Source organism: Gordonia desulfuricans NBRC 100010 (assembly GCF_001485495.1).
GTDB classification, from domain to species: Bacteria; Actinomycetota; Actinomycetes; order Mycobacteriales; family Mycobacteriaceae; genus Gordonia; species Gordonia desulfuricans.
In genome coordinates, this window is the sequence record NZ_BCNF01000200.1 from 1 (window position 1) to 4,535 (window position 4,535).

Annotated in this window: 4 protein-coding genes; 2 read left to right on the plus strand and 2 right to left on the minus strand. The window is 70.1% G+C overall.

The features are described from left to right. Window positions 1-1,594: PTS fructose transporter subunit IIC (locus tag GD1_RS23755; protein ID WP_059039987.1), on the plus strand; the 1,594-nt coding region annotated here is incomplete at its 5' end. Window positions 1,595-1,661: 67 nt separating this feature from the next. After that, window positions 1,662-1,922 carry an HPr family phosphocarrier protein gene (locus GD1_RS23760; RefSeq protein ID WP_053776426.1) on the plus strand — a complete coding sequence of 87 codons (261 nt, stop codon included), beginning with the start codon at window positions 1,662-1,664 and terminating at the stop codon, window positions 1,920-1,922. A 106-nt stretch (window positions 1,923-2,028) separates the two neighbouring features. Here the strand turns inward: GD1_RS23760 and hflX are convergent, their stop codons facing one another. Next, complete coding sequence (hflX, locus tag GD1_RS23765; protein ID WP_083534686.1) at window positions 2,029-3,588, minus strand: GTPase HflX; 1,560 nt, start codon at window positions 3,586-3,588, stop codon at window positions 2,029-2,031. A 44-nt stretch (window positions 3,589-3,632) separates the two neighbouring features. Then, a partial coding sequence (gene dapF, locus GD1_RS23770) for a diaminopimelate epimerase (protein ID WP_059039989.1) occupies window positions 3,633-4,535 on the minus strand: 903 nt, incomplete at its 5' end.

A 4,535-nucleotide genomic window follows, 5' to 3' on the forward strand; every position in this document is an offset into this window, starting at 1 on the left:
CGAGTCCGCCACGGCTGCGGCCACCGCACCCGCCACGCCCGCCACCTCGGACGCGCCGGCCGCCGACAAACGCCTGTCGATCGTCGCGATCACCGCCTGCCCCACCGGTATCGCACACACCTACATGGCCGCCGACGCCCTGCGCTACGCCGCCGAACGCGCCGGGGTGGACTTCCACGTGGAGCCGCAGGGCTCGTCGGGCACCACCCCGTTCACCTCCGACGTGATCGCCGGCGCCGATGCGGTCATCTTCGCCACCGACGTGGGCGTCAAGGGCAAGGCCCGCTTCCACGGCAAGCCGGTGATCGCCTCGGGCGTCAAGCGTGCGATCAACGAGCCCGACACCATGATCGCCGAGGCCGTCGCCGCAGCCGGCAACCCGCATGCGGCCGTCGTCCGCGGTGGCGACGGTGACGAGGCGGACGGGCAGGCCACCGGGTCGGGTGAACCCGGCCTGGGCAAGCGCACCCAGCAGGCCCTGATGACCGGTGTCAGCTACATGATCCCGTTCGTCGCGGCCGGCGGTCTGCTGATGGCCCTGGGCTTCCTGCTCGCCGGATACGAGATCGCCAACAGCGTCGTCGACTCGTCGATGAGCGATGCCACCTACTACGCACTGCACAGCAGTCTCTGGGATCTGCCGCCGGGCGGACTGGGCCAGTATCTGGGTGCGGTGAGTTTCGCGATCGGCAACCTCGCCCTCGGACTCGCGGTCCCGGTACTCGCCGGATACATCTCCTTCGCGATCGCCGACCGTCCCGGTATCGCACCCGGATTCGTCGCCGGCCTGGTCTCGCTGGCCGTCGGCGCGAGCTTCATCGGCGCCCTGATCGGCGGCCTGCTGGCCGGTGTCGTGTGCCTGTGGATCTCTCGAATCCCGTTGCCGCAGTGGGCACGTGGCCTGCAGCCTGTGGTGATCATCCCGCTGTTCGGTTCGATGATCATCGGCGCGGTGCTGTTCATGTTCCTCGGCAAGCCGCTGGCATGGATCACCGAGCAGATGACTTCCGGCCTCAACAGCATGAGCGGCGGGTCGGCGATCGTCCTGGGTATCGTGCTCGGCCTGATGATGTGCTTCGACCTCGGCGGACCGGTCAACAAGACCGCCTACCTGTTCGCGACCGCCGGCATCGCCGACACCGCCACCGCCGGAGCCGCGCAGTACGAGATCATGGCCGCGGTGATGTGCGCGGGTATGGTCCCGCCGCTCGCCCTCGCCCTGGCCTCCACCGTGCTGCGGCCGCGACTGTTCAGTGAGCCGGAACGGGAGAACGGCAAGGCCGCATGGCTGTTGGGCGCATCGTTCATCTCCGAGGGCGCCATCCCGTTCGCCGCGACCGACCCCTTCCGCGTGATCCCGTCGATGATGGCCGGTGGCGCCCTGTCCGGCGCCCTGATCATGGCCTTCGGCGTCGAGCTGCGGGCACCGCACGGCGGCATCTTCGTGTTCTTCGCGATGAACGCCTGGTGGTGGTTCCTCGTCGCCCTGGCGGCGGGCACACTCTTGTCGGCGGTGTGCGTGATCGCGGCCAAGCAGTTCGGTCACACTCGTGCTGCGGTGTCCGCCCCGGATCTCGAGGCGGTGCCGGCCTGATCGATCACCCGCCCCGAACCATCACCGTCAATCCGCTCGATCCCTTCCACCCGAGGAGTCAGAAACCATGCCCAGCACCACCGTTGCCGTCGGATCGGCCGTCGGTCTGCACGCCCGTCCCGCCACCATCATCGCCGACGCCGCTGCCGGCGCAGCCGTCCCCGTCACCCTCTCGCTCGAGGGCGGAGAACCCGTGGATGCGGGCTCCGCGCTGATGATCATGACCCTGGGCGCCGAGAAGGGCACCAACATCGTGGTCAGCGCCGACGACGCGGAGGTCCTGGCGACCATCGCCGAGCTGGTCGCCAAGGATCTCGACGCCGAGTAGCGGACGCGCGGCCGGCCGAGACGCGAAGGCCGCCCACCCGGGTTCTCCCGGATGGGCGGCCTTCGTCGTCGGTGCGGGTTCGGCGCGGTTTCGCCGGACCCTCGGTTCAGGTGGCGGCGGGCTCGACGGCGAGGCCGGCGAGTTCACCGGCCAGCGCCTCGGGGACCCGCACGCGCAGGATGCTGCCGTCGGCGTCGTGTTCGGCCGAGAGCACCTCCCCTTCGCGGTGGATGCGGGAGATCACGTCGCCGCGGGTGAACGGCACCGCGAGGGTCAGCTCCACGTCGGAGCGGCGCACGTGGTCACGCACGCGCTCGAACAGCTCCGGCAGTCCCTCGCCGGTGCGGGCGGAGACGAACACCGCACCGGGGACCGCGGCCCGCAGTTCGGCCATGCGCAGCGCGTCGACGGCGTCGATCTTGTTGATCACCAGCAGTTCCGGTGGCGGGGTGGCGTCGTCCTCGGCGACCACCTCGTTGATCACCTGGCGGACCGCGGCGATCTGTTCTAGCGGGAACTGGTCGCTGCCGTCGACGACGTGCAACAGCAGATCGGCGTCGACCACCTCTTCCAGAGTCGAGCGGAACGCCTCGACGAGCTGGGTGGGCAGATGCCGCACGAAGCCCACGGTGTCGGTGAAGACCACCTCGCGGCCGTCGTCGAGGGTGGCGCGGCGCGTGGTGGGGTCCAGGGTGGCGAACAGTGCATCCTGGACCAGCACACCGGAGCCGGTCATGGCGTTGACCAGGCTCGACTTGCCGGCGTTGGTGTATCCGGCGACGGTCAGCTGCGGCACCGACCCACGATGACGGGCCGCGCGCTTGGTCAGCCGCGCGGTCTTCATCTCTCGGATCTCGCGGCGCAGCTTGGCCATCCGTTCGCGGATACGACGGCGATCGGTCTCGATCTTGGTCTCACCCGGACCACGCAGGCCCACACCGCCGTTGCTGCCGGCGCGACCACCGGCCTGCCGGGACATCGACTCACCCCAGCCACGCAGACGCGGGAGCATGTACTCCATCTGCGCCAGCGACACCTGCGCCTTGCCCTCCCGGGAGGTGGCGTGCTGGGCGAAGATGTCGAGGATCAGGGCGGTCCGGTCGATCACCTTGACCTTGACCACCTTCTCCAGGGCGGTCAGCTGTGCGGGGGTGAGCTCACCGTCGCAGATCACGGTGTCGGCGCCGGTGGAGCCGACGATGTCGTGCAGCTCCTCGGCCTTGCCCGAACCGATGTAGGTGGCCGGGTCCGGCGTCTGGCGCCGCTGGATCACCGCGTCGAGGACCTGCGAGCCCGCGGTCTCGGCGAGGGCGGCCAGCTCGGTCATGGCCGCGTGTGCCTGGGCGGAGGTACCGGTGGTCCACACGCCGACCAGGACCACGCGTTCGAGGCGTAGCTGTCGGTACTCGACCTCGGTGACGTCGGTGAGCTCGGTGGACAGGCCCGCGACACGCTGCAGCGATGCACGGTCGGAGAGCTGGAGTTCACCGGTGGTCGGATCGTCGGCCCGGTGCGTGGTCAGCCCGTGCAGACCGGCCAGGGCGGTATCTCGATCGATGGGGTCTGAACGGCCGGGATCGTACGAGTCATGCGCAGCGGTGTCCGGGTTCCGGACGTCGTCGCGGTCGGGGCCGTCGGTGTTCGAAAGATGAGTTGATGTCGTCATACGCCTTCCATGGTCGCATGGATCAACGTCGTCGAGCACCTGATTTAGTCCCCGACGGCACCGGCCGTCACCTCCGGGGCGGGGATCGCGGTGGCGGTCCAGCCGGGTCGGAAGCGTCCGTCGGCGACCAGTGCCGACGGCCCGCGCAGCCACGCGTCGTCGGGCAGGATCTGGATCTGCACGCGCCCGCCGGGCACGTCGATGGTGATCTCACCGGTCGATTCCCCGCGGTGGGCGAAGCCCGCGGCGGCCGCGGCGACCAGCCCGGTTCCGCAGCTGCGGGTCTCGCCGACACCGCGTTCGAAGACCCGCATCCGGGCGTGCAGGCGGCCGTCGGCCTCGGTGGGGACGGTGAGCAGTTCGACATTGGTGCCGTGCGGGAACACCTGGGAATCGATCTGTACGCCCGTGCCGAAATCGACCGCGGCCAGGGCATCGGCGTCGAGGCCGGGGACCACACAGGCCAGATGCGGGTTGCCCACGTCCACCGCGATGCCGCGGTAGAGGTCGGACCCGATGGTGACCGACGAGTCCACGCCGAGCCGGGCGGGACCCATCTGCACGCTGACGTCGGCGTCCTGGGTATCGAAGGAGTGCACGATCACCGGCCGTGCCCCGGCACGCGAGCCGACGGTGAACTCGTCGGTGCCGGCGAGTCCGGTGGCGCGGACGTAGTGGGCGAAGACCCGGACCCCGTTGCCGCACATCTCGGCGATCGAGCCGTCGGCGTTGCGATAGTCCATGAACCAGTCGTCGGGTGACACCCCGGCGGGCAGCGCGGCGAGGGTGCCCGCGGCGACCAGGGCGCCGGCACGGGCGACGCGCAGCAACCCGTCGGCGCCGATCCCCCGCTGCCGGTCACAGATCGCGGCGACCACCTCGGTGGGCAGGTCGAGTTCGGCGGCCGGATCGGTGAGGATCACGAAGTCGTTCTGGGTGCCGTGGCC

Bases quoted from the DNA above. Each gene is read 5' to 3' on its own strand.
- hflX (WP_083534686.1), bottom strand. From the start codon at position 3,588: ATGACGACATCAACTCATCTTTCGAACACCGACGGCCCCGACCGCGAC.
- GD1_RS23760 (WP_053776426.1), top strand. From the start codon at position 1,662: ATGCCCAGCACCACCGTTGCCGTCGGATCGGCCGTCGGTCTGCACGCC.